The 25678-nt window shown below is 69.2% G+C and carries 20 protein-coding genes; 5 read left to right on the top strand and 15 right to left on the bottom strand.

The genetic code is table 11. From position 1 onward, the window contains the following. Nucleotides 1-2 precede the first annotated feature (2 nt). On the bottom strand, nt 3-1262 hold the full coding sequence (locus Q0654_RS19040; protein WP_298856580.1) for a heme biosynthesis HemY N-terminal domain-containing protein: 1260 nt from the start codon (nt 1260-1262) through the stop codon (nt 3-5). Beyond that, nucleotides 1259-2488 carry a uroporphyrinogen-III C-methyltransferase gene (locus Q0654_RS19035; RefSeq protein WP_298856579.1) on the bottom strand — a complete coding sequence of 410 codons (1230 nt, stop codon included), beginning with the start codon at nt 2486-2488 and terminating at the stop codon, nt 1259-1261. Before Q0654_RS19035 ends, Q0654_RS19040 begins: the two co-directional genes overlap by 4 nt. Before the next feature lie 511 nt (nt 2489-2999). Here Q0654_RS19035 and Q0654_RS19030 point away from each other — a divergent pair. Both Q0654_RS19030 and Q0654_RS19025 read left to right on the top strand, forming a co-directional pair. Further along, nucleotides 3000-4616, top strand: coding sequence for a hypothetical protein (locus Q0654_RS19030; RefSeq protein WP_298856578.1), 1617 nt, complete (start codon nt 3000-3002; stop codon nt 4614-4616). A 91-nt stretch (nt 4617-4707) separates the two neighbouring features. Then, nucleotides 4708-5685: a hypothetical protein gene (locus Q0654_RS19025; protein ID WP_298856577.1), complete on the top strand. Its 978-nt coding sequence runs from the start codon at nt 4708-4710 to the stop codon at nt 5683-5685. Between the two features lie 135 nt (nt 5686-5820). On the opposite strand, the gene rpmG is transcribed toward Q0654_RS19025, so the two are convergent. Both rpmG and rpmB read right to left on the bottom strand, forming a co-directional pair. Continuing rightward, entirely contained in the window at nt 5821-5985 is a 165-nt protein-coding gene (gene rpmG / locus Q0654_RS19020) for a 50S ribosomal protein L33 (protein ID WP_298856576.1), read from the bottom strand. Nucleotides 5986-5997: 12 nt separating this feature from the next. Continuing rightward, nucleotides 5998-6234: a 50S ribosomal protein L28 gene (gene rpmB, locus Q0654_RS19015; RefSeq protein WP_298856575.1), complete on the bottom strand. Its 237-nt coding sequence runs from the start codon at nt 6232-6234 to the stop codon at nt 5998-6000. Between the two features lie 249 nt (nt 6235-6483). Between rpmB and Q0654_RS19010 the strand changes: the two genes are divergently transcribed. Beyond that, on the top strand, nt 6484-7152 hold the full coding sequence (locus tag Q0654_RS19010; RefSeq protein WP_298856574.1) for a 4'-phosphopantetheinyl transferase superfamily protein: 669 nt from the start codon (nt 6484-6486) through the stop codon (nt 7150-7152). On the opposite strand, the gene Q0654_RS19005 is transcribed toward Q0654_RS19010, so the two are convergent. The 7 genes from Q0654_RS19005 to Q0654_RS18975 form a co-directional block, all read right to left on the bottom strand. Further along, entirely contained in the window at nt 7140-9197 is a 2058-nt protein-coding gene (locus Q0654_RS19005; protein ID WP_298856573.1) for a tetratricopeptide repeat protein, read from the bottom strand. The two genes, Q0654_RS19010 and Q0654_RS19005, sit on opposite strands and share 13 nt — an antisense overlap. Before the next feature lie 80 nt (nt 9198-9277). Further along, nucleotides 9278-10273, bottom strand: a complete 996-nt coding sequence (locus Q0654_RS19000) for an alpha/beta fold hydrolase (protein ID WP_298856613.1) — start codon at nt 10271-10273, stop codon at nt 9278-9280. Then, on the bottom strand, nt 10270-11067 hold the full coding sequence (locus Q0654_RS18995; RefSeq protein ID WP_298856572.1) for a lysophospholipid acyltransferase family protein: 798 nt from the start codon (nt 11065-11067) through the stop codon (nt 10270-10272). Before Q0654_RS18995 ends, Q0654_RS19000 begins: the two co-directional genes overlap by 4 nt. 74 nt (nt 11068-11141) lie before the next feature. After that, nucleotides 11142-12119 (bottom strand): nitronate monooxygenase family protein, encoded by a 978-nt coding sequence (locus Q0654_RS18990; protein ID WP_298856571.1) that lies wholly within the window; start codon nt 12117-12119, stop codon nt 11142-11144. 645 nt (nt 12120-12764) lie between these two features. Continuing rightward, on the bottom strand, nt 12765-13604 hold the full coding sequence (locus tag Q0654_RS18985) for an alpha/beta hydrolase (protein ID WP_298856570.1): 840 nt from the start codon (nt 13602-13604) through the stop codon (nt 12765-12767). Between the two features lie 622 nt (nt 13605-14226). Then, nucleotides 14227-14844, bottom strand: coding sequence for a hypothetical protein (locus Q0654_RS18980; protein ID WP_298856569.1), 618 nt, complete (start codon nt 14842-14844; stop codon nt 14227-14229). 229 nt (nt 14845-15073) lie between these two features. Continuing rightward, nucleotides 15074-18055: a sialidase family protein gene (locus Q0654_RS18975; RefSeq protein WP_298856568.1), complete on the bottom strand. Its 2982-nt coding sequence runs from the start codon at nt 18053-18055 to the stop codon at nt 15074-15076. A 243-nt stretch (nt 18056-18298) separates the two neighbouring features. Here Q0654_RS18975 and Q0654_RS18970 point away from each other — a divergent pair, with 243 nt between their 5' ends. Next, nucleotides 18299-18577: a hypothetical protein gene (locus tag Q0654_RS18970; RefSeq protein ID WP_298856567.1), complete on the top strand. Its 279-nt coding sequence runs from the start codon at nt 18299-18301 to the stop codon at nt 18575-18577. 1239 nt (nt 18578-19816) lie between these two features. On the opposite strand, the gene Q0654_RS18965 is transcribed toward Q0654_RS18970, so the two are convergent. The 4 genes from Q0654_RS18965 to Q0654_RS18950 form a co-directional block, all read right to left on the bottom strand. Beyond that, nucleotides 19817-20350: a hypothetical protein gene (locus tag Q0654_RS18965; protein WP_298856566.1), complete on the bottom strand. Its 534-nt coding sequence runs from the start codon at nt 20348-20350 to the stop codon at nt 19817-19819. A 184-nt stretch (nt 20351-20534) separates the two neighbouring features. Next, the gene (locus Q0654_RS18960; RefSeq protein ID WP_298856565.1) at nt 20535-22307 is read right to left on the bottom strand and encodes a sodium:solute symporter family protein; all 1773 of its coding nucleotides are present in this window, start codon (nt 22305-22307) and stop codon (nt 20535-20537) included. 12 nt (nt 22308-22319) lie between these two features. Further along, complete coding sequence (locus tag Q0654_RS18955; protein ID WP_298856564.1) at nt 22320-22580, bottom strand: DUF4212 domain-containing protein; 261 nt, start codon at nt 22578-22580, stop codon at nt 22320-22322. Between the two features lie 63 nt (nt 22581-22643). Further along, nucleotides 22644-23963: a DcaP family trimeric outer membrane transporter gene (locus Q0654_RS18950; RefSeq protein WP_298856563.1), complete on the bottom strand. Its 1320-nt coding sequence runs from the start codon at nt 23961-23963 to the stop codon at nt 22644-22646. 244 nt (nt 23964-24207) lie between these two features. On the opposite strand from Q0654_RS18950, the gene acs reads away from it, so the two are divergent. Further along, nucleotides 24208-25678: acetate--CoA ligase (acs, locus tag Q0654_RS18945; RefSeq protein ID WP_298856562.1), on the top strand; the 1471-nt coding region annotated here is incomplete at its 3' end.

The following is a 25678-nucleotide window of genomic DNA, read 5'->3' as shown; positions in this document are numbered from 1 at the left end:
GACTAGTCCGCTTCCGGCGCGCTGCCGTCGGCCAGCAGGGGCACGCCCATGGTGCTGCGGCGCTCGATCGCTTCGCTGCCGGTGGAGGCCAGGCTGCGCGGCCGTGGCGCCAGTGCCGAGACGGCCTGGCCGCGCCGCGCAGCCAGCGCGTTCTGCAGGGCCTGGCGCGCGCGCGCCTCCTCGCCCTGTGCGACCAGGGCCAGGGCCAGCTCTTCCCAGGCCTCGGCCGCGAAGCGGCCCTGGCTGGCGCGCAGCAGATGCGCCTCGGCCTTGCCCCACAGGCCGTCGATGCGGCACAGCCGGCCCAGCGCCAGCTGCAGGGCGGCGCTGTCGGGATGCGCCTGCAGCCAGTCTTCGGCCGTGCGGATGCGCTCGCGCTGGTTGCCCTGAGCGGCACGCCCGTAGTCGGCGACCAGGGCCTCATCCCACTGCTTGCGCAGGGCCTGCTCGACGGCGTCGTCGGCGATCGCTGCGGCGTCGAAGCTGCGCGCGCGCGCGCTGAAAGCGGCCGCGATCGGAACCTGGCTGCGCTGCGCACGCGGCAGCTCGGCCAGGCGCAGCTGCAGGGCCTGCAGATCCGGTGCATGGCGCAGCAGCGCGCAGTGCACCTCGAGTTCGAGCGCGTCCGGCAGGCTGACCCCCGCGGCCTTGAGCGCGCGCAGGTCGGCCAAGGCGGCAAGGGCCTCGGCTTCGGCCAGCGCGGCGCGCATGCGCAGCAGGCGCAGGGCCGGCGCGGGCGGTTCGGCGGCGGCCTGCAGCAGGGCCAGGGCGGCGCCGCTGTTGCCCTGCTGCAGAAGCGCTTCAGCGCGCGCCTGGCGAGCAGCCTCGCCATCCTCGGCTTCGAGGCTGGCCAGGGCGCGCTGCTCGGCGGCCTCGTCGCCCAGGGCACGGGCGCTGGCGATCGCAGTCACCAGTGCGGGCACGCGGAAGCGCGCGCGGCGGGCGGCGCGATTGAGCAGTTTCAGCGCGGTCGCATGCTCGCCGCGCTGCGCCGCGCGCAGGCCGTCGGCCAGCCGCCGTCGCGCCGAGCGCTCGCCGTGGCGACGCCAGGCGCGCAGCGGCCACAGCAGCACCGCCATCAGCACGCGCAGCAGCAGCCAGCCGGCGAGCACCAGGGCAAGCGCGGCGACCGCGGTCGATTCGATGCTGTAGCTGCGCCACTCGAGCAGCAGGTAGCCGGGATCGTCGGCGAGCACGCCGTAGAACAGCGCGCCCAGCGCCGCGAGCGCCAGGCTCCACAGCAGCAGGCGATAGCCCCTCATGCGCGCGACCCTTGATCACGGGCGCGTTCCAGCTCGGGCAGCTCGACTTCGGGCTCGACTTCGGGCTCGGCTTCAAGCCGCGGAGAGGGGCCGGACGCTGGAGCCGCTTCCGGCTGCGGCAGCGGTGCGTCTGTCGCGGCGTCGGCGGCGGGCGCTTCGGATTCGAGGCGCGAGGGCTGCAGGCGCTGGCGACTGCCGCGCAGCGCGCGCAGCTCGGCGAGGCTGGCGCCCAGCGTGGGCAGCTCGGGTGCCAGCGCTGCGGCATCGATGCCGGCCAGGCCCTCGGCGATCGCCGCGACCCGCGCATCGGCCGGATCGAACAGGCGCTCGAACAGCGGCTGCACGCGCGCCAGCGCCGCAGCCACGCCTTGCGCATCGCGGGCTTCGGCGGCAAGCAGCGCCGAGCGCAAATCGAGCTGCAGGGCTTCGAGTGCGGCTTCGCGCGCGCTGCCCGACAGGGTCTGCTCGGCGTCGCCGCGGCGACGCACGGTGATCAGTTCGGACAGGGCCTGCTGCAAACGTCCGCCGACCGCGGATGCAGTCCTATCGTCATCCTGCGCCAGCGGCCGGCGCGGCAGCGCGGGCGCTGCCGCCAGCGCCGCACCGAGGCGGGTGCGCAGCTCGGGCAGCGGGTCCGCCGGCAGCTGCTGCAGCAGCTGCAGCTCCGCCCGCAGCGGCAGGGCCAGGCCGGCGTAGAGGGGATCTTCGAGCGTGTCCAGGGCCGACGCCGCCAGGCGCAGGGCGGTGCGCGCGCCTTCGGGGTCGCGCGCCAGCTGCAGACGCTGCTCGGCCAGCACCAGCAGACCCTCGATTTCGTTCAGCTTCAGCGCGGTCTCGCCGCGCAGGCGCTGGTCCGACAGGCGCGCCACCGCGTCCTCGATGGTCGCCGCGCGCTCGCCCATGCCGAGCAGTTCCTGGCGGATCACGCGCTGGTTGCTGGCGACTTCAGCGATGCGCTCATCCAGACCACGCCGGCCACCGTCAAGTGCGGCGAGCTGACGGTCGAGCGCGACCAATCGGGCGTTCAGCGCTTCCGCCTCGCTGCGCCAACCCTCGCCCTCGGCGGCCAGCTCGCGCGCACGCTGCAGCTCGAAGTAGAGATAGCCGCCCGCCGCAGCCACCGCCGCCAGCACCAGCAGGACCAACACCCACACGCCGCGCCCGCGCCTGCGCACGGGCGCAGCGCCGGCGGATTCGAGGTCGGGGCTGGACTGCACTTCGCTCACGCGGATCTCCGGGCGTCTGGTTCAGGGCGCCGGCACAGCGCGCCTGCTCGAACATGGGATAGAGGACGCGCGCAAGTGTAGCGGCTGGGGCTGCACGCGCGGGACTCATGAAGATCGAGGCAGCCAAGGTGGGGGAGTTTCGACAAGCGGGCAGAGACCGCCGAGAAGGCCGACGCTTGGTTGAAACCAAAACCGTGCGACAGCCCCCGCCGGTTGCGGGATTGGGCGAAGACGGCCCGCCATGCACATGCGCTTCGCGCTCGTGAGCGCGAGTCGTGGCGTCTTGGATCTGCCGACACCGACGATGTCAATCTCACATGACTGCACTGCCATGCTACTTTTCAGCCCGGCGTCATCGGCGTTCTCCGGCGGCGTTGTCTTCGATTGCGCACCTTCACTTTTGTTTGGAGATCCCGCATGCCCAAGCCCTTGGCTGCAATCGTCTTGTTTGTCGCCCTAAGCCCCCCCCCCCGCATTAGCGGAAGACGCCCCTGAGCCCAAAGGCGAAGCCGTGGCGCCCCAGCTGTTTCAGCTCGGTGAAGAAACACCCGCCCGCCAGGCGCGACTCGCGCAGCACTACGGCGAGCAGCTGCTGGGGGAGTTCCGCCTGCACCTGGACACCAACGCGCTGATCGGTACCGCCAGATCTGCCGCGATACGCCAGGGCGAGCCCCTGCGGCGACCCATCTCGGGCCTGCGCTTCCAGGTGGATCTGCCCTTCAGCAAACCCGGCCGCGGGCTCAGTCTGGACACCGTCCGAGAATCGGATGACGGCGTCATCACCTGGTCCGGCACGCTGGATGGCGACGCGTCCTCGCTGGTCACACTCAGCCTGCAGGGCGAGGCACTGCTCGGGCGCATCCTCACCGAAGGCGTGACCCACATCCTGCAGGGCGAAGAGGGCAGCGACTACCGCCTTTCCGTCGTCGACAGCGCCAGGCTGCCCCAGCTGCCGGAGGAAGGCCCCACGATGACCCGCAAGTTCGGGCCCACTCCGGCAGGGCTTCGCGACTTCGCCCCGCGCCCGCCAAAGCGGGCAACCACAGCCGCCCCCTCTGCCAAGAGTTCGGGCAGCGGAAACGTGCGGATGCTGGTGCTGTACACGCAGGCGGTGGCTGCCCGCAACAACGCCAGCCTGCTGGCCAATGACATCGTGGCGCAGTTCAACCAGAGCATGGCGAGCAGCGGCGTTGGCAGCACCAGATATCTCAGCTTGGCGGGTCTTGAACTGCTGGCGAGTGCGCAGACGTCGAACCACAACCTCAGCGAGCTCGGCAACCGATGCCGCGGTCGCATAACTGACTTGATCGAAGAGAACGCTTCTCCATTGAACGAACTGCAGGTTCGCCGCGCAGCGTATGCGGCAGACTTGGTCTTGATCCTCGTATCGACGGAGCCCAGCTACATCGACTGCCATCCGATGGTCGGGCGCGTGGGCGGCGTCGCAACGGATCAGGGGGACGGCGCGCCTTCAATCGCTATAAGCACCGACACCTACGCGCTCGGCGATCTCACTGCCCTGCATGAGATCGGTCACGTCCTTGGCGGCCATCACGAAGATATCTCGGGCTACCCCAATCCTGGCGACGCGCGCGGCTTCTATGAGCATCAAGGAGCGCTCAAGTTGTGCGGCTGGCAGACGATGATGGGCGGCTATGTCGAGTGCACCTTCAACACCTCGCAGCCAAACCCCGCACTCCAAACCACGGTGCGCCTGCCGCGCTGGTCCAACCCCAACCAGAGCTACCTTGGCCGGCCCTTGGGCGACGGCGGACACAACATGAGCCGAGCGCTCGACGACGACTTGATGCCCGCCGCATCCGCTTGGGTCAATGACCCGCCGCCGCCTTCGCCACCGGGCCAGCTCACGGCCAACCCGGCGGCGTGCAACGGTCAGACTCTGGTGGGCTGGCCGGCGGTCAGCGGCAGCACCTACTACCAGCTGTCGCGCTCGACGTCGTCGAACTTCAGCAATCCGACCGTGGCCTACTCAGGGCCGAGCACGGCCACCCTGATCAATCTCGGCACCAGCGGCATCAGCTATCTGCGTGCCCAGGCCTGCAACGCGGGCGGCTGCAGCGGCTACAGCCCACAGGCTGTCGGCGCCGGCTACAGCGGCTGCCCGTGATCGGTGCGGGCAAGGCGGTCGGCGACCGCCTTGCCCGCCCGCTGCCCCGCTCTTTGCTCGCCAAGGCGGTGAACCACTTCAGGAGAACATCATGAACCTGCTATTCCGCGCCATCATCCTTACCGCTCTGACAACTCTGGTCGCCCCGGCCGTGGCCGACTCAGGCCCCCGCGTCCCGCCCTGCGAGGGCTGCCCGGTTTCCGTCGAGCGGCCCTATCCACGCTCCGGCTTCTGGTACGACCCGCAGCGCTCCGGCACCGGCTTCACCATCGAGATGCAGCGGGGGATTCTGTCCGGCGCCTACTACGGCTTCGACGAGACGGGTGCGCGCACCTGGTACATCTTCAACGGTACGCTGCAGCCCTCCGAACAGCCGGGTGAATACTGGACCGTCGAAACCGACCTGCTGGAATTCAGCGGCGGCAGCTGCATCGACTGCGCGCACCGGCCCAACCAGCCGCCGCAGGTGCGGCACCGCATGCGCCTGACCGTTCTGCAGCGCAATCTGATCAGCTACTCGCTGGACGGCGGGCCTGAGTTCCGGGTGCAGCCGCTGGTGTACGGCACCCAGATGGCGCAGCTGGCGCCTGAGCACTCCGATGCAGGGCTGTTTCAGAGCCCGGAGACGCCGCCACACTTCTTTGACAGCTCACCATGGCAGATTTCAGTCAGAGATCCTGTTAGCCCTCAGAATCAAAATGCTTGGGATGTATTCCGTGCCGGTGGAATTCGATGGAGCTCGGGATTCCGCCAGAGCGAAGCGGCTGGAAGGCCAGTCATCGCATCCTTCCGCTGGTACCCGTTGGGCAGCATCGAGATCATCACCGACTATTCGGTGTTCTGTAACGACCGCGCAGGGTTCGCTGCCGGCACCCCCGTTCCGTTTGTTCCGGATGAAGCCCTGGAGGGCATTGGTCCTGGCGTGTTTTGCGTTGTCCGCACCCGTGGCGAGACGGTTGGCACCTCCAGCTACTTCATCGGTCCTCTCGCCAACTTTGGCGACGACTATTTCTTCGCCACGGCCGCCGACGGTCGGATCATCGAAGGCATCCGGCTGCGGTATCGCTGAGGGGCTTGGAGCGGCAGGCGACTGGCGTCGCCATAGCCCGATCCGACTTGACAGGCATCGGCCCGAAACGAACAAGGCCCGCACTGGGCGGGCCTTGTCGTCGATCAGCAGCGGTCGAGCCGGGGCTCGACGGGCTTACTTGATCTTTCCTTCCTTGTACATCACGTGCTTGCGGACCACGGGATCGTACTTCTTGATCTCCATCTTGGTCGGCATGTTCTTCTTGTTCTTGTCGGTCGTGTAGAAGTGACCGGTGCCGGCCGAAGAGATCAGGCGGATCTTGTCGCGCTTGGATGCCATGACGTGTGCTCCTTAGATCTTTTCGCCGCGGGCGCGCAGCTCGGCGATCACGGCTTCGATGCCGTTCTTGTCGATGGTGCGCAGGGCGTGGGTGGAAACGCGCAGCTTGACCCAGCGCTTCTCGCTGGGGACCCAGAACCGGCGCTCGTGCAGGTTCGGCAGCCAGCGGCGGCGGGTTCGGTTGTTGGCGTGGGAAACATTGTTGCCGCTCTGAACGGCCTTTCCGGACACTTGGCAGACACGTGCCATGGCGCACCTCGATCGTAGCTGTGGGGCCGCCCTTGGCCAGGGCGGCAGCGGCCCCGCGCGTCGACACGGATGTGCCGGGCGCGCGCAGTCGGGAGACAACGACGCTGGCCAACGGAGCTTTCGGGGCGACTGCGCAAGCCCGGAAACACCGGCCGACGGATCGGCGGGACACAGCGAGCCGCGCATTATGCCCACGCTTGACAGCCGCGGCAAGTTGGGGTGCGGACGGCCGTGGCATGCTTGCCGACCATGAGCGACTGCCCCGAACTCGCGCCCGGCGATGTGCACCTGCTGTGGTGCCCCGCACCGGAGCCCCGCCCCGGCGGCCGTCGGGCCTGGCTGGACGCGCATCTTCGCGCCCAGCTCGCGCCCTATGCCGGCCTGCCGCCGGCGGCCCTGCGCTTCGACCGCGAGCCGCGCGGCCGGCCCTTCCTGCGTAATGCGCGTGTGCCCGACCTGCAGTTCAACCTGAGCGACACCGTCGGCGGCTGCCTGCTGGCGGTGGCGCGCGGCCTGCGGGTGGGGCTCGACGTGGAGCGCAGCGATCGGGCGATGCCGGCGCTGCGCCTGGCCCGCCGCTACTTCGCCGACGTCGAGAGCGCTGCGCTCGCGGCGCTGCCCGAGGCACAGCGCGAGCTCGCCTTCCTGCACGCCTGGACGGCCAAGGAGGCCGCCTGCAAGGCCACCGGCAGCGGCCTGCGCGATCGCCTGCATGCCTGGGTGTTCGAGGTCGACCCGAGCCCCATCGATCCGTGCGTGCTGCTGGCGCCCGCCGAGGCCGGCTGCGCGGCGGACTGGCGCTTCCTGCGGCTGCAGCCGGCACCGGGCTTCACGGCCGTGCTGGCCACGCCCGGGGCGCCGCGGCGGGTGCTGTTCTGCGAACCCCGCCGCGCGATCGTCATCGATCAGGGCGCGTAGCCGAGCGCCTGTGCCGCCGGCGCCAGCAGGGCGAAGGCCTCGGCCAGTTCGCCCTCGGCATAGCGGCGCCAGCGTCCCGGCGCCAGATCGAGCACCGTGCCGGGTTCACCGCGTGCCGTCATGTAGTCGCCGGGCTCCCCCTCAAGGCCGAGGAAGCCGGCCGCCGCGAGCAAGGCTGGCTGGGCATTGGCGGCAAGATCCTCGACGCGCAGGACGTGCGTCAGTGCGGGGGCGTTCTGAAGGCGCGCCTGCAGTACCGAGAGCGCTTCGGCCAGCCACGAGGCCAGGCGCCGAGGCGACTCGATCGCGTAGTTGTGCAGACTGCCGAATGCGGTCCAACCCAGCAGCATGTCGCGCGGATCGCCGATCAACACCAGCAGCCGGGCTTCAGGCAGCGCCGACAGGATCTCCGCATCGACATGCGGCAGCACATCGATCACCCGTTCGGGCTGCATGCCGCGGCCGACGAGCTGCTGGCGCCACAGGTGCTCGGCCCCCTGTTCGCCATGGTGACCCGCCTGCGGTCGCAGAGGGCCGAGGCCATCGGCTCGCTCGCTGCTGTTGAACCGGTCAACGAGACAGGGCATCAGAGGGCCGATGCAGTTCAGCACCGCACCACCCGGCGTGCCCGGAGGCAGCCAGAACAACCGCGCCTCGGCGCCGCGCGGTGCGTCGGCGGACAGCTCGGGCCCGGCGGGCAGAAAGCCCGGCAGCGGCAGGCCCAAAGGCGACTGCCCGGGTTCAACGCCGTGCACACCCAACCACACCGCAAACGCCTCGTCCGGACGATCGAGCTGATCGAGCAGCATTCCGCGCAGGCTTGCGATGCCGCGCAGCAGTCCGGTGTTGAGCGGACGCTGCGCCAGGGCGGCAAGCCGCGCCAGCGCGGCCTCGGGATCGCGCTCGCGCTCGGCGCGGACCAGCACCAGTTCGGCGCCGACGCGCTGCGGGTCCTTTTCCAGCAGTGCGCGCGCGATGGCCTCGGCCTCGTCGCGCCACCCCAACAGGTTGGCGCGCTGGGCCGTCGCTTCCTCGACATCGAGACTGCCCGGCTGCGCATCGCGCCACCGCTTCAGCACGGCCTCGCCCTCGGGAAGCGCCACGTCGAGGCTGAACCGCGCGTTCCACAGCGACACCGACTGCGCATGCTGCTGGAGCAGCGCATCCAGGCCGACGCGCGCACGATCGCGGGCGTTGGCGCGCTCCCAGAGTTCCATCAGTGCGTTCAGCAGCGCGGGCTGCTCGGGCTCCAGCGCGAGGCTCTGCAGCAGCGCCTGCTCGCAGCCGGCGATATTGCCCAGGCCCATGGCGATGCGGCTGAGCAGGGTCCAGCCGCCGGCGTCGCCCGGCTCGCGCTGCAGGATCTGCAGCAGCTGCTCCTGCGCGGCCTGGGGTTCGTTGGCATCCAGCAGCACGGTGACCAGCAGGCGCTGGGCGACGCGCATATGGGGTGCCAACTTCAGGGCGTTGCGCAGCGCCTGCGCCGCCACCGCCGGCAGGCCGCGCCGCTGGAAAACCAGGGCCAGGTCGAAATGCAGCTCGGGGTTGTTGGGCTGCTGCCTGACGGCGCGGTCAAGCACGGAAAGGGCGGTATCCAAGTCCCCTCGCGCCATCGCGATCTCGCCCTCGATGCGAAGCAACGCGGGATGCTCAGGATCGACGCGGCGGCCGTACTTGACGCGACCTTCCGCAGCGTCGAGATCACCGCGCAGCATCTCAAGTCGGGCCAGGCCGACATAGCCCGCCAGCAGGTTCGGATCCTGTTCGATCGCGGCCTTCAGGTCTTCGTGGGCGGAATCGTACTTGCCGCGCGCAAAAGCCAGTTCGCCGCGCGTGATCAGGAAGGCGCCGCGATGCGGCGCCAGCGCGATCGCCTGCGCCAGCGCGTCCTCGCCCTCCTCCTGTTTTCCCTTGCCCAGCAGGGCCAGCGCCAGCAGATGCAGCAGGTCGGGGCTGCTCGGCATGCCGGCCAGAGCCTCGCGGGCGAGGCGGATGGCGGCGTCGTGGTCATTGCGGATCAGGGCATCCTGGATCGGCTGCAGCATGGGGGTGGGCCTGGAAGACGAAAGCCGCCGAGTCTACCAGTGCGCCGGACGGCGCCGAAGTCCGCCTCCGAGGGGCGCTTTCAGGCCTCGTCGCCCAGGGCCTGCTGCACACGATCCGCCACCCAGCGGCTGGCGTGGCTGCGGGCGCCGAAACCGTCGAAGAAGCCGCAGTGGCCACCGTGGCCAGCGATCTGCAGGCGCGCCTGCGCCGGCAGCTGCAGCCGGTGGAAATCCTCTACGGGAATCACCGGGTCGTCGGCCGCGGTCAGGATGCTGGCCGGGACCTGCAGCGCCGCCAGGCGATCCCCGGCGATCGAATAGCTGTCGAGGTAGGCCTCAAGGCTGCCCAGCGCTGTGTGGCGCTCGACCAGGATGCGGGTGAGCTCGCGGATGCCGCTGCGCAGCTCGGCCGGAGTGAAGCGGTAGCGGTCGGGGAACAGCTGCTGCTTGCGCTTCAGCGACGCCGTCCACTTCAGCATGAAGTAGTGGTGGTAGAACCACGGCCCGCGCTCGATCGCGGCCAGCCCGGCAGCAGGACTGACCACCGGGCAGACCGCCGCGGCGTGGTCGAGGCGGATGCCCGCCGCTGGCGCGCGCAGCGCCACCCGCAGGGCGAAGTTGCCGCCCAGCGAGAAACCGGCCACCGCCAGCCGTCGCGGCGCGTACTGCTGCTGGACCAGGGCCACCGCCTCGACCACTTCCTCGATGCGGTTCGAGCTGAACAGCTCCGGGTTCAGGTGGTGGGTGTCGCCGTGGTCGCGGAAGTTGAGGCGGAACACGTCGAAGCCGCGCGACAGCAGCTCACCGCCGGTGTCGAGGATGTAGTTCGAACGCGCGCTGCCTTCCCAGCCGTGCAGCAGCACGACCAGGCCGCGGCTCTCGGGCAGGGCCTGCTGGCGGGTCATATAGCCCTGCAGGCGGGCGCCGCCCGGGCAGTGCAGCTCGCGTACGTCGGCGTCGTGTTCCAGCCGCGAGCGGCTGCGCAGGGCGTAGCGGCGCAGCCGGCTGCTGGCCAGCACCGACTGCAGGTGCGGGTTGCGCAGCAGGCGCGGCGGCTGGAACTCGGCCTGCATCAGCTGTCCATCGCCTCGGCGATCCGCGCGCGCGCGGTCTCGGCCATGCGCCGCCGGCCCTCCTCACTGGGCTCGATCGGGGCCAGGAAATGCACTTCGGCGACGCGCGGCGGGTCGCCCAGCACGCGCAGGAAGTTCTGCAGGAAGTTCTCGCCCGGCTGGAATGCCACCAGGGCCTGGGCGCTGCCGCGCTCGCCGTAGCGCAGCGCCACCGGCTGTACGGTCACGTTGGCCGCCAGCGCCGGCTGGAAGATCCGCGCGTGGAAGGTGTGGACCTTGAGGCCGTCGGTGGTGCGGCCCTCGGGAAACACGCCGACCGGAAGCCCGGACTGCAGGCGGCTCACCATCTGGTGCATCACGCCGTGCAGGGACTCGTTGTTGCCGCGGTGGTGGTAGATGGTGCCGGCGCGGCCGGCCAGCCAGCCGATCAACGGCCAGCGGCTGATCTCGGCCTTGGCGACGAAGCCGACCACATGGCGGCTGTGCATCAGCGTGATGTCCAGCCAGGCGACATGGTTGGCGACGAACAGTACGCCGCCCGGCAGCGGCTGCCCGACCTGGCGCACGCGGAAACCGAAGATCCGCAGCAGACCGGTGGACCACAGCCGGATCACGCGGAAGTCCAGGCGATCGCGGCCGCGGCCGATGCGCCGGGTGATCGGATTGATCAGCAGCACGGTCAGCGGCAGGCACAGCAGCAGATGCAGCAGCAGCACCGGCACGCGCAGCGCATAGCGCAGCGCGCGCCAGGGATCGCGCTGCCGCGCGCGCACCGGCGAGTCCGAGGCATAGTTCATGCGCCGGCACGATACCGGAGGGGGGCGCCCGCGGCCAGATGCTGCAGTGCGTCGGGCTAGGCTGTCCCGGCGCCTCAGCGGAAGCGGATGCGCTCCAGACGCGCCACCGCCTCGCGGTACTCGGCCTGCATCTGCAGCACCAGCTCGCGCACCGGCTGCACCGCGTCGATGCCGCCCACGCCCTGGCCGGCGCCCCAGATGTCCTTCCAGGCCTTGGCGTCGGTGTTGCCGCCGGAGCCGAAATCCATCTTCGACTTGTCGGCCTCGGGCAGATTGTCGGCGTCGAAGCCGGCGCGGGTGATGCTGGGCTTCAGGTAGTTGCCCTTGACCCCGGTGAACAGCGAGCTGTAGACGATGTCCTCGGCGCGGCAGTCGACCAGCATCTGCTTGTAGTCGTCGACTGCGCGCGCCTCCGGCGTGGCGATGAAGCGCGTGCCGAGGTAGGCGAGATCGGCACCGATCGCCTGCGCCGCCAGCACGTCCGCGCCCGAGGCCATCGCCCCCGACAGCAGGATCGTGCCCGGATAGAACTGGCGGATCTCGCGCACCAGGGCGAAGGGGCTCAGCGGGCCGGCATGGCCGCCGGCCCCGGCGCAGACCGCGATCAGCCCGTCCACGCCCTGGGCAGCGGCCTTCTCGGCGTGGCGACGGCTGATCACGTCGTGGAAGACCACGCCGCCGTAGCCATGCACCGCTGCGACCACCTCGGACGGTGGCGACAGGCTGGTGATCACCACCGGCACCCGGTACTTCTCGACCAGCTTCAAATCCTCGGCGAGGCGATTGTTGCTGGCGTGCACGATCAGGTTGACCGCGAACGGCGCCACCGGATCGGCAGGCGTCGACGCCGCATGCGCCGCGCCGATGTCCTCGCTGAGCTGGGCCAGCCACTCGTCCAGCTGCGACAGCGGCCGGGCATTGAGCGAAGGAAAGCTGCCGACGATGCCGGCCTTGCACTGCGCAGCGACCAGCTCGGGTCCGGAGACGATGAACATCGGCGAGCCCACCAGAGGCAGGCGCAGGCGGTTTTCGAGCAGGGCGGGAAGGGGCATGGGGGCTCCGGTGGCTTGGGGAGGGAGTGGCGGGATTCGCTTACAGATGCGCGCGGGAGGCTGTCGCTTGGGCTTGGGCTCGGGTGCACCGTCGCAAGCCACCGCGGCGAGCCCCTCCCCCCTTGCGGGAGAGGGGTAGGGGAGAGGGGAGACAGAACGCGGTCGCGGCACGTCGGTTCGTGACTGAACTGCAGCGAGCCTGGGCTTGGGCCAACGCACTCTGGATGTGGAAGCAGCCAGAACGCTCGCGCGCTGTGGCTTCTGCGGGCAGGAGCCCGCGCTCTTCAAGGGGCCCCTGGGGAGCGGCGGGAGGCGGTCGATCCGCCCGCAGGGTTGGCCGCAGGGATGCGGCCAAGGTTTTCGACAGGCCAGGGACGGCCTGTCCGAAAACCCCGACCGACTCACGCGACCCCTTCGCGCACGGATGCGCGAAGGGCGCGGACGAGGGGTGGCCTTTCTTTTGGTTACTTTTCTTTGGCCACGCAAAGAAAAGTAACTCGGGCCGACCGAAGGGCGGACCGAAAGCTCTTGCACTTTGCTTCCAAACACGAAGCGATGAAGTAAGACCGAGGCAAGAATGAAGCCGGTGGTGGGCCAGGGCCCACCCTATGACAGTCGCGGGGTGCGCCATGCCAAGGGCTGAGGTCACGGCAGCCTCGCCAAGAACCCTTCCACCGCCACGTTGAAGGCGTCGTTATCGTCGCCGGCGACCATGTGGCCGGCCTCGCGCACGTCGACGAACTCGGCGGCGGGAATCAGGCGCAGGAAGTCCTGCACGCCGGCCTCGGTGACCATTTCGCTGCGCGCACCGCGCACCAGCAGGGTCGGCACGCGCACCTGTCGGCAGGCCGCCTCGAAGCGGGCGATCGCCGGCTCGGGGTCGGGCACGCGCTCACCCAGCAGCAGCTTCGGATCCCAGTGCCAGCGCAGGCGGCCGTCCTCACCCTCGCGCAGGTTCTTGCGCAGGCCGGCGGTGCTCTCCGGGCGCGGGCGGTGCGGCAGGTAGGCGGCGACCGCATCGGCCGCCTCGTCGAGGCTGGCAAAGCCATCGGCATGCGCCAGCATGAAGCGCACGATCTGCATCACGCCCTCGCGCTCCAGCCGTGGCACCACGTCGACCAGCACCAGCGCGCGCAGCTCGAGCGGCGGGTCTTCGCCCGCGACCAGCAGCGCGGTCAAGCCACCGAGCGAGGCGCCGACCAGAGCCGGGGGCTCTTCAAGCGTCGCCAGCACCGCGCGCAGGTCGGCGGCGAAGGCGTCGAAGCTGTAGTCGGCCTCGGGCGACCATTCGCTGTCCCCATGGCCGCGCAGATCGAGGCTGATAACGCGACGCCCGGCGCGGGCGAGATCGGCTGCGGCATGCCGCCAGGCGTGGCGGGTCTGGCCGCCGCCGTGCAGCAGCACGATCGGCTGGCCTTCCATCGGTCCGCCAACGCTGGCGGCAAGGCGCAGGCCGAAGGCGCCGGCATAGGTATGGCTGTGCATTCGGGGGCAGGCTCCAGCGGCAATACGCCGGAGTATGGGTCAGCCCGCCTGCATGGCGGAAGAGTCGAAAGGCCTGCCGCCCGGTTCGACGGACCTCCCATCGCGTGGCCACCGATTCCCGATGCCGCCACCGGCGGGGATCAGACCTGCCACCGGAATCGCAGCGGCCGAGCGCGCTCAAGTGTGCAGAAGGCAGGTGCGAGGTGTTCCCCGGAGCACCTGACCGATGCAGCGGGGCCAGGATGCTCCCAGGAAACAGAACGCTCACGAGCCAGTGGACCGTCGCCCCGGCGCAGAGCCTGTCCTTGCGAAGGCGGAGACGGGGCCCAGAGTAGTGGCCTCAGTCGCAAGAGCTCTGGATCCCCGCCTTCGCGGGGATGACGAACCGATGTTTCTTTGAGACCACCTGATCCGCAACGCGGGGCCGAGAGGGTCTCTGGTAGTGGAACGTGTGCCCCCGTGAATCGTCGCCCCCGCGCAGAGCCGGTCCTCGCAGGGGCGGAGACGTGGCCGGGTTCCGGCCCGTGCCAGTTGCAAGACCACTGGATCTCCGTCTCCGCGCGGATGACGAATCCGGGTTTCCGCAGGTACCGCTGACCGGCCAAGCGGGGCTCGGAAACGCTCAGAACCCCAGCCAGGCGCTGGCGGCGGTCTTGACCAGCAGCTCGCGATGCGGGCGCAGCAGCTCGGCGTTGTGCCCCAGCGCGGTGCCCGCCATGGCGGGCGCGGCCGTGTCCTGCGCGGCGAGCCCCAGCGCGGCGAAGGCCTGGCCGCGGATCCAGCGGTATTCGTCCAGCGACAGGCCCTGGGCATTGAGCGCTTCGACCTGGGCGCGCTTGGCCTCGACGATCAGGCCGGAGAGGTCGGCATAGGCGACAAACATATCCTGCACGCCCGGCTCGCGACCGTCGCGCTGCTGGCTGGCCTTGAGCTCGGCGTACTTGGCTTCGAGCTGCTGCCAGCGGTCGCCCAGCTGGGTGGCCATGGCCTGCTGCACGGCGATGAAGGCGGCGACTTGCGCCGACTGCAGACGCGCGTCAGGGGGCTCAAGGAAGGCCTCTCGCTTGCTGACCTGCTGCTCCAGCTGGGCGACCTGTTGCCACTGCTGCGCGCTGTCGACCAGCGCGCTGGCGCCCTGCCACAGCGGCCGCAGCACGATCCAGTACACCGCACCCGCGCCGACCACGAGCACCAGCAGGGCCACGACCAGACAGCCGCCCAGGAGTTTTCCGTTCTTCATCGCTGTTCCTTGAGAGAGCGCACCGCCGTGCTACGGCGCCACCGCGCCATTCGCGACATCGGCTTCATCCACCGTCGCCTGCGCCTCAGACAACGCTGAAGAATTCAGCGTTGTCGCGCGCCATGGAGGGCGCGCCCGCGGAGCGAGCACGGAAGTGCTTGATCCAGCGAAGGCGAGTCCGGACCTGTGCCGGACTCGCGACGACTGATCAAGGCCAGGATGGACTTGATCAGTGTTGCCCCAAGGGCACTGCCTCGAAGCCGTTGCCGAACACGCCGGTGGCGAAGAAGGCCGGGCCGCCGACGAACAGGATGGCGCTGTCGCTGGGCCGGTAGCTGCCGAAGGCGTTGGCCTGCAGGTTGAGGCGCCAGGTGCGGGCATCGACGCGCTGCGCGCGCATCGAGAGATCGTGCCAACCCATGCTCGCGTCATCTCCCGGCACCGAAGGGCCGTACATGCGCAGGCTCCAGTCGGGGCCGCCGAAGTCGAGGCCCGGGGCATGGAAGCGGATGTCGACCACGGCCTGGCTGCAGTCGCGCAGCTCGAAGCGCACCAGGTCCTGCGGGTAGGCGTAGAAGCGACCCAGGCCTTCGCCGCCGGGCAGCCAGTCGCGACCGTTGCGGGCGGCGACCACGCCCTGCACATCGTTCAGGCGCTGACAGCCGCTGCCGCTGCCGCTGACCACGGTGGCGGTGAAGGAGCCCGCGACCAGCTGTGCGGCCTCACCCTGCCGCCCGGCCAGCAGGACGATCGAGGAGCCGACATTGGCCTGCAGCGCATCGGCCTGGCCATCGCCGTTGCCGTCGCCGGCATTGGGCGCATTGCCCTCGGTCTGGTCGGGAGCCCCGTCGCCATCGGCATCCGGCACCTGCTCGATCTGCCAGACCGCGGCATTGGTGCCGGCATAGAGCAGCGTCGGGTTGAAGGGGTCGATGTGCAGGGCCAGCGCCGCGTCGGCCGGCAGCCCGACGCTGAGCGAGCGCCAGCTGGCCCCGCCGTCCTCGCTCTTGAACACCGAACCCGGGTTGGCCAGGGTGCCGGCGCCAGCGGCGTACAGCACGTCCGGATTGCCGGCATCCACCAGCAGAGCGCGGATATCGACATCGGTGCTCAGGCCGGTCGAACTGTTGCTCCAGCTGAGCCCGCCGTTGGTGCTCTTGTAGACATAGCCCTGGCGCGGGCCGCTGCTGTCGCGCAGGTTCACCGCGGTGGCCCAAAGGGTGTCGGGGCTGGTCGGATGGATGGCCAGGGCCAGCACGTCGAAGGCGGTCGCTGCGCTGCCTGGATAGGTCGGCAGGCCCAGGCTGGCATGGGTCCAGGTGGCGCCGCCGTCGGTGGTCTTGAAGACGCCGCTGGCGATCGTCGGCGGCGTCGCGGTGATGTCGTCGGTGGTGCTGAGGAAGGTGCCGGCGTAGCCGACCTGCGGGTTCTGCGGATTCAGCACCAGCGGCACCGGCACCGCCCAGCTGCGCAGGTTCTGGAACTGGTCCGGCGGCGTGCCCTGCACCGGGCCGTACTGCAGCGGCAGGCCGGACTCGGCATTGGCCCAGGCGGCACCGGCCGTGCTCGATTTGATGATGCGGTGGCTGAGCTGCTGGCGACGCACGCCGTCGACGTCGACCACCGTCACCTGGAAGCCGTTGCTGGTCGCGTACAGGGTCTGCAGCGGTCCGCTGATGCAGGGGCCCGACACCGGCGGCGCGGCGCAGGAGCGCGGATCGAGGGTGATCTGCCTGACCGTGCCGAGGAAGCTCGAGGCCGGCACGCCCGAGGTCGGCAAGCCGGCATCGATGACGCTCCAGCTCGCGCCGCCGTCGCTGCTCTTGTACAGGCCGGCGTTGCGCAGCGACGGCGCCATCGAGGAGCGACCGCCCGCATAGATCACCGTCGAGGCCAGGCTGGCCGCGCTGCTGCCAACGGTGGTGGGATCGATCGCCAGGCTGCGGATCTGGTGCGCACGCAGGCCGTTGCTGCGGCCGCTCCACGCGACACCGCCGTTGACGCTCCAGTGCAGGGGCAGGGCCGGCAGGAAGGCATCACCATAGCCGGCGAAGATCCGCCGGTTCGCGGTCGCGCTGAACGCCGGATTGGGCAGCACGGCCAGCGCCCGCACGTTGACCGAGCTCAGGCCCTGCTGGGCGGTAGCGAAGCTCGCCCCGTCGTTGTCAGACACGTACAGGCCGCCGTCGATCGCGGCCACATAGACCCGCGGCACCGTCGGGTACTGCGGGTGGAGCACGATCTCGGAGACCGCGACGGTCGAGCCATAGCTCGGGTTCGGCGCAAGGCCGGTGGCGACATCCACCGCGCTCACGCCGGCATCGATGCTGCGCCGCAGGTTGGACGTGCCTTCCTGCCGGCTCTGGCCGATCCAGACCGTGTCGGCCACGGTCGGATGCGCGCGCACGCGTTCGGCAGTCAGACTGGTAGAAGTCCAGTTGACGCCGCCGTCGTCGCTGCGCCACAGCTGGTAGTTGGCGGCTGCATAGCGCCGCAGGCCGGGGCCGCGGCTGAAGTCGACGGTGCCGAAGGACGGATCGAGGGGCAGGGTCAGCAGCGGCGCGAAGCTGGCGCCGCCGTCACCGCTGCGGTACAGCGCGACGCGGGCGGCGGGATCGGCGCTGAAGTTCTGGTAGGACACGCCAACCACCAGTTCGCCCGCATGCGCGGCATCGGTCCACAGGCGCACGTCGGACAGCGGCAGCGCGGGCAGGGCCAGCGCGGTCGGGCTGAAGCTGGCGCCGTTGTCGCTGCTGCGCAGCAGGCTGCCGTTGCCCAGCATCACGTACAGCCCGCCGCTGCTGCCGGCGACATCGGCCATCTGCACCACCCAGGTGCCGCTGGGTGCGGTCCAGCCGGTCGGCGCCCAGTTGTCGCCGCCGTCGCCGCTGCGGAACAGGCGACCCCCATAGTTCAGCGCCCACAGGGTCGACGGCGCCTCGCGATCCAGGGTCAGCTTGACGTCGACCTGGGTGCCGCCGCCGAAGCCGTTCTCGATGCGCTGCCAGGTCACCGCGGCGTCGACGCTGCGGTAGATGCCGCCGCGCGAGGACGCATAGACGATGGCCGGCGTGGTCGGGTGGACCTTGATGTCATAGATCCAGCCGCCGTCGGGGCCGCTGCCCGTCCAGTAGCCTGGGCCGGCAATGCCGAGCTGGGCGAGGCCGAGCGCGAGTGCGGCGAGGGTCGCGCGGATCGTGGAAGAGTTCATGGGAGCAGCTCCGTGGCTCGGCCGGGCGGCGCGACAGGCGACATGCCTGGGCGGGCCCTCCTGCGGAGCAAGTACGAAATCCGGGGGCGGAAAACGACATCGCGGCGTCGGCCGGCGCATCGCAGCGCCGATGAACGGCCCGGCGAGGCGGCGGCAGTCGCACTACACTGGCGCCCCGCGGTCGCGCTCCGGCGTCGGCCAGTCCACCTCTGCCGCCGCGCGCCTGCGCGTTTGGAGCTTCCGATGGCATGGAAACCCTGGGCCCTGTACGGGCTGTCCCTGCTCTGCTTCGCCGTCGTGCTGAAGAGCCAGTCCGCCGGGCTCGCCCTGCTGCTGCTGGCGATCGCCCTGGTCACCATGGTCTGGGGCACCCTGCTGCTCATCCAGTCGCGCATCGAAGGCAGCTCGCAGAGCGCCGGCCCGATGATCGACCCGGTCGAGGTGGCGCGACTGCGCGCCCAGGCCGAAGCGCGCAAGCGCGCCCAGCAAAGCGCACCGAGCGAAGACTCCGCTTCGGCCTGAGGCTGGGGCGGGGCTTCGAGATACTTGGCGCCGCCGCCGGCCTTCGCGCGGACGACGGCGATCGATGATGCGCCGAGCGTGCTGCTTCCTGTGAACCTCCCAGCCGCGCGCGGCGGGCCGGGTGTTCTCGAAGAAACACGGAGTCGTCATCCCCGCGCATGCGGGGATCCAGGATTCGTGCGACTGCGGCAAGCGACACTGGGCCCCCACCTGCGTGGGGGCGACGATCAATGGGGTCGCAGGCGTTCTGTTTCTTGAGAGCTTCTCAGCCCTGCGCGCGGCGGGCCAGGTGTTCTTGAAGAAACACGGAGTCGTCATCCCCGCGCATGCGGGGATCCAGGACTCGTGCGACTGCGGCAAGCGACACTGGGCCCCCACCTGCGTGGGGGCGACGATCAATGGGGTCGCAGGCGTTCTGTTTCTTGAGAGCCTCTCAGCCCCGCGCGCGGCGGGCCGGGTGTTCTCGAAGAAACACGGAGTCGTCATCCCCGCGCATGCGGGGATCCAGGATTCGTGCGACTGCGGCAAGCGACACTGGGCCCCCACCTGCGTGGGGGCGACGATCAATGGGGTCGCAGGCGTTCTGTTTCTTGAGAGCTTCTCAGCCCCGCGCGCGGCGGGCCGGGTGTTCTCGAAGAAACACGGAGTCGTCATCCCCGCGCATGCGGGGATCCAGGATTCGTGCGACTGCGGCAAGCGATGCTGGGCCCCCACCTGCGTGGGGGCGACGATCAATGGGGTCGCAAGCGTTCTGTTTCTTGAGAGCCTCTCAGCCCCGCGTCGGGGCGTGTGTTCTCGAAGAAACATGGGGGCGTCATCCCCGCGCAGAGCCTGCCCTCGCGAAGGCGGGGGCGGGGGCCAGGGCGGACGCGGGGATCCAGGACTCGTGCGACTGCGGCAAGCGACACTGGGCCCCCACCTGCGTGGGGGCGACGATCAATGGGGTCGCAGGCGTTCTGTTTCTTGAGAGCCTCTCAGCCCCGCGTCGGGGCGGGTGTTCTCGAAGAAACATGGGGGCGCCATCCCCGCGCAGAGCCTGCCCTCGCGAAGGCGGGGGCCGGGGCGGACGCGGGGATCCAGGACTCGTGCGGCTGAGGCAAGCGGTACTGGGCCCCCACCTGCGTGGGGGCGACGATCAAGGGAGTCGCGAGCGTTCTGTTTCTTCCTAGCTTCCCTGCTCCGCCTACGGCTGGAAACCGGGTCGCGAGGGCCCGCAGCAGCCGCTGTCGCCTTCCGGACCTAGGCTGCCGGGTCTTCCCGGCAGGCCGCAGCCAGCAGCGGATCGTCCCCGGGCAGGTCGATCCAGCGTGCATCGACCAGATCACCCGCTTCGTCGAAACGGACTCCGTCCAGCAGGTCGGCGCGGCGGCGCTCCCGGCAGTCGAACATCGCGCCGAAGCGCCGCGTCGGCTCCCAGCGGCCCATCAGGATCACGCCGCCCAGCACCTTGCCCGGCTGCGCGGGATTGCGCTTGAGCTCAGCGCGATCCAGCGCGATCAGGCGATCGACCTGCGGCACCACATAGGTCCAAGGCCGGTACCAGACCTGCACCTCATTGGTCGACACCACTTCGACGCTGGGCGGCAGGGTGCCACTGGCGCGATCGAGCCAGGTGTATTCCGACCACACCGCATACGACAGCATGCCCAGCCCCGCCGCCAGCGGCACCGTCCAGGCCGGCAGCCCGCGCCCGCGCAGCAGCCAGCGCAGGGCCATGACCAGACCTGCGAGGCAGAAGCCGGCGGCGAAGGTGGCGATCAGTTCAAACAGCATTCGAGACTTCCTGTGGAGGCGGGTGTCGAAACCCGCTCATCAATAGTGCGCGGCCGCAGCAGCCGCAAGCCCGGGCGGTCGACCCCCAGCACCAATTGTCCAAGCCGGAAACGCAGCGGCCCGCCCCCGCGAGGGGACGGGCCGCCACATCATGCCGGTCTTGCGCCGGCTGCAGGGCAGAACCTCAGTGGTGGGTGGCAGCGCCGGCGCCGCGCGGCACGCGGATGCTCTCCACCAGCTCCTGGATATGCATCGGAGCGGGCTTGGTCATCGCCAGCACCGCGTAGGCGGCGATGAAGTTCAGCAGCGCACCGACCGCACCGAAGGACAGCGGGGAGATACCGAACAGCCAGTTGGCGGGCACGTTCTCCAGCATGTTGGTGCCCGGAATGAAGAACCAGCCGAGGTAGGTGAAGATGTAGAGCACGGTCGAGCCGAGGCCGACCAGCATGCCCGTGATCGCACCGGCCGAGTTCATCTTCTTCGAGAAGATGCCCATCATGATCGCCGGGAACAGCGAGGACGCCGCCAGACCGAAGGCGAGCGCCACCACCTGGGCCGCGAAGCCGGGCGGATTCATGCCGAGCCAGGTCGCCACCACGATGGCCACGCCCATCGACACGCGCGCCCACAGCAGCTCGCCCTTCTCGGTGATGTCCGGTTTGAAGGTCGACTTGATGAGGTCATGGCTGATTGCCGACGAGATCGCCAGCAGCAGGCCTGCTGCCGTCGACAGCGCCGCCGCCAGGCCACCTGCCGCGATCAGGCCCAGCACCCAGCCGGGCAGCTGCGCGATCTCGGGGTTGGCGAGCACGAGGATGTCCTGGTTGAAGGTCACCATCTCGTTGCCCTTCCAGCCGCGGGCTTCGGCCTCGGCCTTGAAGGTGGCGCTGGCCTCGTTGTAGTACTGGATGCGGCCGTCCTGGTTCTTGTCCTCGAACTTGAGCAGGCCGGTCTTCTCCCAGTTGCGCATCCAGTCCGGACGCTCATCGTAGGAGACCGACTGTGCGGTGGTGCCTTCCGGGTAGATGGTGTCGATGATGTTCAGACGCGCCATCGAACCCACCGCCGGCGCCACCGTGTACAGCAGGGCGATGAAGACCAGGGCCCAGCCGGCCGACTTGCGGGCGTCGGAGACCTTGGGCACGGTGAAGAAGCGGATGATCACGTGCGGCAGGCCGGCGGTACCCACCATCAGCGACAGGGTGAACAGCACCATGTTGAGGGTGGACCCGTGGTTGCCGGTGTAGTCGTTGAAGCCCAGCTCCTTCAGCACGGTATCGAGCTTGGCCAGCAGCGGCATGCCGGACGAGGTGTGCTCGGAGAACAGACCCAGCTGCGGGATCGGGTTGCCGGTCAGCTGCAGCGAGATGAAGACCGCCGGGATGGTGTAGGCGATGATCAGCACGATGTACTGGGCCACCTGGGTGTAGGTGATGCCCTTCATGCCGCCGAGCACCGCGTACACGAAGACGACCGCCGATGCGATCAGCAGGCCGGTCGTGGTGTCGACTTCGAGGAAGCGCGAGAAGGCCACGCCGGCGCCGGTCATCTGGCCGATGACGTAGGTGATCGACATGATCAGCAGGCTGGCCACCGCGACGAGTCGCGCGCTGCGACTGTAGAAGCGGTCACCGATGAAGTCCGGCACCGTGAAGCGGCCGAACTTTCTGAGGTACGGCGCCAGCAGCAGGGCCAGCAGCACGTAGCCGCCGGTCCATCCCATGAGGTAGGTGGAGTTGCCGTAGCCGACGAAGGCGATGAGGCCCGCCATCGAGATGAAGCTGGCTGCGGACATCCAGTCGGCCGCGGTGGCCATGCCGTTCATGACCGGATGCACGCCCCGGCCGGCCGCGTAGAACTCGGAGGTGGAGCCGGCACGCGCCCAGATCGCGATCGCGATGTAGAGCGCGAACGAGCCGCCGACAAAAAGCAGGTTGATGGTGAACTGGTCCATGGGTCGTACTCCTTACTGCTCGTCGACGCCGAACTCGCGATCGAGCCGGTTCATGTACCAGGTGTAGAAGAAGATCAGCGCGATGAAGCTCAGGATCGAGCCCTGCTGCGCGAACCAGAAGCCGAGATCGGTGCCGCCGAACTTGATGCCCGAGATCAGCGGGCGCAGCACGATGCCGAAGCCGAACGAGACGAGCGCCCAGATGGCCATGCAGATGCTGATGATCCGCACATTGGCCTTCCAGTACTCGGCGGGTGACTTGTTGCCTGACATGGGGTGTCTCCCTGGATTCCGTTGTCGTCCGCCGCGCGTTGTGCGCAGCGGACGCCCTGGGGTTTAGAACGAGTACTTGGCCTGGAAGTCCAGACGGTTCATGGTGCCGCTGGTGCCGTTCTCGAGTTCACGCTTGACGGTGGACAGCTCGACGCCGAGATCGAACTTCGGTGCCGGCGACCAGAACAGGTTCACACGCGCGCTGCTCGCTTCGGCATTGGCGCTGAGACCCGTGAGAGCGCGATCGTTGTCCACCGAGGCATAGCCGACGGTGAAGTTGGAGCGCCAGGTGCCGCCCCAGACGTGCCGGTACGAGGCATAGGCGGCGATCACATCGAGTGCGTCGAGATCACCGCTGCCGTCGATCACCGCGTCTTCGAACAGGTTGATGCCGACGTAGCGGCCGATACCGGTGCCGGCACTCGCCATGAGGCGCAGATCGTCCTGTCCGAACATCAGCTTGCTGGTGAGGCTGACGCCGAACCCGGTGACGCTGTCGGACACCGCGGGAGAGTCGTAGCTCACCTGCCGCAGCAAGCCGGCAACCGAGAGGAAGCCCCAGTCGCCCCGCATGGTGTACTTCGCGGTGAAATCGGGAAGGCTGCTTTCGTCCGGCACGATGCGGGCTCCGCCACCGAACGGCATGATGGTGCTGGCCGGATTCTCCATCGACACCGACCACGGACCCGAGGTGTAGCGGATCTGCGCCTGGCGCATGAACACCATGCCCTCGGTGGGACCGACGAAGTCAGTGGACTCCGGCAGCGCGCCGAGCTCCATGAAGTTCGACCACTCGTGGCCCAACAGCCAGTTGTTGTAGGTCAGGAAGCCGCGACGCAGGCTGGGGTTGTAGCGGTTGGTGACGCGCTCGTCGCCGCCGGTGGGCACGCCGAAGTCGAGCTCGAAGTAGGAGCCGAGTTTGTCGCCGCTGTCGAGCACCGTATCGGTGCGCAGCCAGAAACGGCTGTACTTGGCGTGGCTGTCGAAGGTCGCCGACTCTCCCACCCCGCCGACCGGGATCACGCCGGGAACATTGAAGTCGCGGATCAGACCCGAGGCTGGCGGATTGCCATCGCTGTAGTCGGACAGCGAGTTGTTGACCTTGATGAAACCGCCATAGCTAAACTTGGTGCCCGGGTTGGCGGCGGTGCTGATGGTCGTGGCCTGGATCGGCTGCTGACCCGCCGGCACCGCTGGTGCCGCTGCGGGTGCCGGTGCAGCGGCCTGCTGCTTCACCAGCTCGCCGACCATGCGCTCGAGCTCGGCGATGCGTGCTTCGAGCTGGGCTTCGCGATCGGTCTGTGCGAAGGCGGTGGTGCTGCCCAGGGCAGCGATGACGGCGACGGCCAGGGCCGCCCGTTTGCTTGTTTTCAGTCTGAACATGAGGCACTCCCTCCCAAGGATGCGGATCGAGCATGTTCGCGCCGCACTGCAGCATTCCATTCCACATTGGTCTATAGATCGAGCGCTTCCGCGAAGGTCCCGCGAGATGCCTTCGACCATGGTCGACGCAAGCGTGTTGTTGCCCGCGCGCAGGTCTAGACTCGATACCCATGCATTCGAAGTCGCGGGCGCCCGGCATTCGTCGATGGCAGCTCCGCACCGGCTCTGCCAAGGGAGGAAGCCCATGTCCAACGAAGCTGCCAGCGGCCCGATCTACGCCGCCTCCGACGCATTCAGCGCGAACGCGCGCTATCGCCGCGACGACTACGAACGGCTCTACCGTGAGTCTGTCGATGACAACGAGGGCTTCTGGGGGCGGATGGCCGAGCGCCTTGAATGGTTCAAGGCGCCAACAAAGATCAAGGACGTGAGCTACAGGGCCGAGGACCTGCACATCCGCTGGTTCGAGGACGGCGAGCTCAACCTCAGCGTCAACTGCCTCGACCGCCATCTGGCCACCCGCGGCGACAAGACCGCCATCCTGTGGGAAGGCGACAGCCCCGAGGAATCCGCCCACGTCAGCTACCGCGACCTGCATGCGCGCGTCTGCAAGCTGGCGAACGCGCTGCGCAACCTCGGCGTGAAGCGCGGCGATCGCGTCACCCTGTACCTGCCGATGATTCCCGAAGCGGCCGTCGCCATGCTGGCCTGCGCGCGGATCGGCGCGGTGCATTCCATCGTGTTCGGCGGCTTCTCGCCGGACGCGCTGTCCGGGCGCATCGCCGACTGCGGCAGCAAGATCGTCATCACCTCCGACGAGAGCATGCGCGGCGGCAAGCATGTGCCGCTCAAGGCCAATGTCGATGCGGCGCTGAAGCACCCGGAGACCAGCTGCGTCGAAACCGTCATCGTGGTCCGCCGCACCGGCGGCGCGATCGACATGCAGAGCCCGCGCGACCGCTGGTACGACGTGCTGGTCGAAGGCCAGCCCGACACCTGCGAACCCGAGCGCATGAACGCCGAAGACCCGCTGTTCATCCTCTACACCTCGGGCAGCACCGGCAAACCCAAGGGCGTGCTGCACACCACCGGCGGCTATCTGCTCTACGCCAGCCTGACGCATGAAGCGATCTTCGACGTGCGCGAGGACGACGTGTTCTGGTGCACCGCCGACGTCGGCTGGGTCACCGGTCACAGCTACGTCGTCTACGGGCCGCTGGCCAATGGCGCCACCAGCCTGATGTTCGAGGGCGTACCCAACTACCCCAGCGTCAGCCGCTTCTGGGACGTCTGCGACAAGCACAAGGTCACCCTGTTCTACACCGCGCCCACCGCCATCCGCGCGCTGATGCGCGAGGGCGAGGAGCCGGTCAAGCGCACCTCACGTGCCAGCCTGCGCCTGCTCGGTTCGGTGGGTGAACCGATCAACCCCGAAGCCTGGGAGTGGTACTACCGCGTGGTCGGCGACAGCCGCTGCCCGATTGTCGACACCTGGTGGCAGACCGAGACCGGCGGCATCCTGATCACCCCGCTGCCCGGGGCGATCGCGCAGAAGCCCGGCTCGGCCACCCTGCCCTTCTTCGGCGTGCGCCCCGCCATCGTCGATGGCGAGGGCAAGGTGCTCGAAGGCGCCACCGAGGGCAATCTGGTGCTGCTCGATTCCTGGCCCGGCCAGATGCGCACGGTCTACGGCGACCACCAGCGCTTCATCGACA

Origin of the sequence: uncultured Aquimonas sp., assembly GCF_937888285.1 — a bacterium.
Classification (GTDB): Bacteria; Pseudomonadota; Gammaproteobacteria; order Xanthomonadales; family Xanthomonadaceae; genus Aquimonas.
Note: the sequence above shows the minus strand (reverse complement) of the source record. Positions and strands in the feature narration are given on the sequence as shown.

Coding starts and splice junctions, on each gene's coding strand:
- Q0654_RS18970 (WP_298856567.1), top strand. CDS start 18,299: ATGGCATGGAAACCCTGGGCCCTGTACGGGCTGTCCCTGCTCTGCTTC.
- Q0654_RS19005 (WP_298856573.1), bottom strand. CDS start 9,197: ATGCTGCAGCCGATCCAGGATGCCCTGATCCGCAATGACCACGACGCC.
- Q0654_RS18990 (WP_298856571.1), bottom strand. CDS start 12,119: ATGCCCCTTCCCGCCCTGCTCGAAAACCGCCTGCGCCTGCCTCTGGTG.
- Q0654_RS18960 (WP_298856565.1), bottom strand. CDS start 22,307: ATGGACCAGTTCACCATCAACCTGCTTTTTGTCGGCGGCTCGTTCGCG.
- Q0654_RS18965 (WP_298856566.1), bottom strand. CDS start 20,350: ATGCTGTTTGAACTGATCGCCACCTTCGCCGCCGGCTTCTGCCTCGCA.
- Q0654_RS18950 (WP_298856563.1), bottom strand. CDS start 23,963: ATGTTCAGACTGAAAACAAGCAAACGGGCGGCCCTGGCCGTCGCCGTC.
- rpmB (WP_298856575.1), bottom strand. CDS start 6,234: ATGGCACGTGTCTGCCAAGTGTCCGGAAAGGCCGTTCAGAGCGGCAAC.
- Q0654_RS18980 (WP_298856569.1), bottom strand. CDS start 14,844: ATGAAGAACGGAAAACTCCTGGGCGGCTGTCTGGTCGTGGCCCTGCTG.
- Q0654_RS18975 (WP_298856568.1), bottom strand. CDS start 18,055: ATGAACTCTTCCACGATCCGCGCGACCCTCGCCGCACTCGCGCTCGGC.
- rpmG (WP_298856576.1), bottom strand. CDS start 5,985: ATGGCATCCAAGCGCGACAAGATCCGCCTGATCTCTTCGGCCGGCACC.
- Q0654_RS19025 (WP_298856577.1), top strand. CDS start 4,708: ATGAACCTGCTATTCCGCGCCATCATCCTTACCGCTCTGACAACTCTG.
- Q0654_RS18955 (WP_298856564.1), bottom strand. CDS start 22,580: ATGTCAGGCAACAAGTCACCCGCCGAGTACTGGAAGGCCAATGTGCGG.
- Q0654_RS19040 (WP_298856580.1), bottom strand. CDS start 1,262: ATGAGGGGCTATCGCCTGCTGCTGTGGAGCCTGGCGCTCGCGGCGCTG.
- Q0654_RS18995 (WP_298856572.1), bottom strand. CDS start 11,067: ATGAACTATGCCTCGGACTCGCCGGTGCGCGCGCGGCAGCGCGATCCC.
- Q0654_RS19010 (WP_298856574.1), top strand. CDS start 6,484: ATGAGCGACTGCCCCGAACTCGCGCCCGGCGATGTGCACCTGCTGTGG.
- Q0654_RS18985 (WP_298856570.1), bottom strand. CDS start 13,604: ATGCACAGCCATACCTATGCCGGCGCCTTCGGCCTGCGCCTTGCCGCC.